Annotated in this window: 5 protein-coding genes and 1 pseudogene; 4 read left to right on the top strand and 2 right to left on the bottom strand. The window is 44.2% G+C overall.

Features of this window, described 5'->3' with window-relative positions:
* From FOI68_RS23685 to FOI68_RS22600, 4 genes are all read left to right on the top strand, one after another.
* A partial coding sequence (locus FOI68_RS23685) for a Mu transposase domain-containing protein (RefSeq protein WP_483296176.1) occupies window positions 1-447 on the top strand: 447 nt, incomplete at its 5' end.
* Window positions 444-1223, top strand: a complete 780-nt coding sequence (gene istB, locus FOI68_RS22610; RefSeq protein WP_143864405.1) for an IS21-like element helper ATPase IstB — start codon at window positions 444-446, stop codon at window positions 1221-1223. The genes FOI68_RS23685 and istB, both read left to right, overlap by 4 nt.
* Before the next feature lie 143 nt (window positions 1224-1366).
* Complete coding sequence (locus tag FOI68_RS22605; RefSeq protein WP_143864404.1) at window positions 1367-1621, top strand: hypothetical protein; 255 nt, start codon at window positions 1367-1369, stop codon at window positions 1619-1621.
* 11 nt (window positions 1622-1632) lie between these two features.
* Window positions 1633-2013, top strand: coding sequence for a DUF6979 family protein (locus FOI68_RS22600; RefSeq protein ID WP_143864403.1), 381 nt, complete (start codon window positions 1633-1635; stop codon window positions 2011-2013).
* Between the two features lie 288 nt (window positions 2014-2301).
* Here FOI68_RS22600 and FOI68_RS23680 read toward each other — a convergent pair whose 3' ends face one another.
* Entirely contained in the window at window positions 2302-2469 is a 168-nt protein-coding gene (locus FOI68_RS23680; protein ID WP_185974032.1) for a hypothetical protein, read from the bottom strand.
* A gap of 11 nt (window positions 2470-2480) precedes the next feature.
* Window positions 2481-2687, bottom strand: a pseudogene (locus tag FOI68_RS23815) (hypothetical protein); the annotation flags it as partial.

Here is a 2687-nt window from a genome sequence, read left to right as displayed (position 1 = left end):
GTAGCTAACGTGAGGATTCATGGAACCACGCACGTCAGGCCGGTTGACCGCTGGCATGAGGAAAAGCTGAAACCCATTAACCCAACGCCTTTTGCGGTCGTCGACCGCTATACTCGGAAGGTATCGGCGGACTGCCTGGTATCGTTTGAGGCCAACCGTTATTCCGTTCCCTTCCGTTTTATGGGTCAAATCGTGCATGTCCAAGACGACAAGAACGGACGTATCCGAATTTACAGTGGAGACACGCTCATCGCTGAACATCCCAAAGCCGTCCGAAAAGGGCAGCTGGTCATCAACAAAAAGCACTTCGAAGGACTGCGCCTAGCCGGTCAACATCGAGTTCCTGCCCCAATGCCCAAACTTGTTGACCGACCAGCCCCTGAAGTGCATGAACGAGACTTATCTGTGTATGAACAATTCCTCGACGAGGCGGTGAAGCTCCAATGATCGGGCTGCAAGAACGTCTTGAAGACGCGTTCCGCCAGTTCGGATGGTCTCGCATTCCCGAGGTGCTTCACTACCACGCCGAAGAAGCTTCCAAACACAATATATCGTATCTGGAATTTCTGGACAAGCTGTTACAAGAAGAACTGGCGGCGAAATGGGATCGATATGTCCGAACCCGGACACGCCTGGCCAATTTACCCTTTCACAAGACCTTGGACCAATTTGACTTTCGGTTTCAACCATCCATCGATGAACGACGAATCCGGGATCTGGCAAATCTCATCTTCCTCGGCCCGCCTGGCGTGGGGAAAACACATTTGGCCGTTGCACTGGCTTTAGAGGCGATCAAGCAACGGTATACCGTGTACTTTACAACCGCCCATGACCTGGTCCAAACGCTTCAGCAGGCCGACCAGAACCATACGATCAAACAGAAAATTCGCATGTACACCAAGCCGCGTCTCTTAATCATCGATGAGATCGGCTATCGTAAGATGGACGAACCGGCAGCCCATTTCTTCTTCCAGATCATCTCCGAACGATACGAGACCGGCTCCATCATCCTGACTTCTAACAAGTCGTATGGTTCGTGGGGAGAGATCTTCGGGGACTCTGTACTGGCCACAGCAATCCTGGATCGTTTACTGCATCATTCCACCACAATCAATATCAAGGGAGAAAGTTACCGCATCAAGGAAAAGAAAAAGGCGGGGTTCTTCCGACCCGAAGGGGATGAAGAACAGCCTAAAGGAGTAGTTCATGTTTCCGCCCCCTAAAAGGCGTATAAATAGCTCTCACTGGGGAATTTTCGATTGATTTTTTTGAGGAACTTTCTTTTGATCTTGACATTAATCATTGTGGTGCTTACATGATGTTTTGCCCTTCAAGCATTTCCTAGAATGTTACAATTACAGGGGACATGGTGACATTAGATAAGTTCGTTAAAAACGAACAAATGCTTTATCAAGATCTTAATGCTACCCTTCCCCTTCAATGTTATGCACATCAAATCTATACCTTTTCTGTTGAAGCAAAAAAATTGTTTGAAGGGAAAGAAGTTAATTATAAAGGATGGGAATTCTTTGATGGTCAATATAATGCGTTCTGGTCCGAATATGAGGAACTTCTTATTGAGCTAAATACTTTGTTGAATTGCAGACATCCGGAGAAATAGGAGGCAAACTTATGGGGAAATACGGGCAAGCTGCAGTTAAAGCAGTTTATTTAATAAATTCAAAACAAACTATGTCGCCTTTGGAAGCATGGAATCATGCAACCAGTGAAATATTTGGTGAAGGGACACACGGACAAAAGAAAGGATGCCCACGAAATGCATTCTTGGGACTTTGTGAAGAAGGGTTGGTCCGTAGCGTATCGCCTGGCAAATACACAAAATCTGAGGATAATAAGGCCTATGCACTTCAGGGTCTCACTCTTTTAAAGCAAAACCCATCTTTGGCGGAAAGTCCATCAGCCTTATGGAAGGCAACCGGTATAAAGAAGAGCCATAATAATCAGATGGATGTTGTGATTTCACTGTGGAAGAGTGACCTGTTAGAGAAATAACGCCTAACTGCTTTGGAACATCTGAGGCATTTGAAATGCTTGGCGGAGAAAGAGAATAAGAAATAAAAAAGAGACACGCCTTTTGACTAGCGTGTCTTTGTCTTTGAATAGGTTTCCTATCATGTTAAACGTCTATTCTTCAATATCAATTTTCTGGAATGCTTATTTTTTATTCCAATAAAATTGTATGCTTGCCTCGGAAGATCGTTAATTGCCTGGCGAGTTTCACTGTCCTTAACAGTTATTCCAACAATAACCTGACAACTATTACCTAAACCGATTATGCTCTTAAAAAACTGTTTCATAATCATTAGTAACAATACTATGCTGTGCTGGTTCATCAAATATAAGTAACCCAGGGTGATTCCCTCCCTTCTCATGTGACGTTTGAAACAAAGCTACTGTAAATGCCCAAATAGCCCTAATATTATCACTTGCTGACGAATCAAACTTCATATCAAAGTCTTCTATAATTGGTTTTGGTGTGTAAAACAATAAATTTTTCCTTTAAAGCGTTTAGGGTTGGCTAAACAGAAGTCTTTTACCTTTTGCGGAACTGGTTTCCCAGGGTCTGTCAATGATTTTGTGTAAACTCCAATAGCCGTTAGGCTCAGCGGAGATATGGTTGAACTCGCTCCGGAAACTGAACGGACAGTTGTAACAGAATTTGGCCC

Source organism: Brevibacillus sp. LEMMJ03, from assembly GCF_007197875.1.
Taxonomy (GTDB): Bacteria; Bacillota; Bacilli; order Brevibacillales; family Brevibacillaceae; genus Brevibacillus; species Brevibacillus thermoruber.
Note: the sequence above shows the minus strand (reverse complement) of the source record. Positions and strands in the feature narration are given on the sequence as shown.

Excerpts from the sequence above, each read along its gene's own strand:
- istB (WP_143864405.1), top strand. The coding sequence starts at position 444 with ATGATCGGGCTGCAAGAACGTCTTGAAGACGCGTTCCGCCAGTTCGGA.
- FOI68_RS22605 (WP_143864404.1), top strand. The coding sequence starts at position 1,367 with ATGGTGACATTAGATAAGTTCGTTAAAAACGAACAAATGCTTTATCAA.
- FOI68_RS22600 (WP_143864403.1), top strand. The coding sequence starts at position 1,633 with ATGGGGAAATACGGGCAAGCTGCAGTTAAAGCAGTTTATTTAATAAAT.
- FOI68_RS23680 (WP_185974032.1), bottom strand. The coding sequence starts at position 2,469 with ATGAAGTTTGATTCGTCAGCAAGTGATAATATTAGGGCTATTTGGGCA.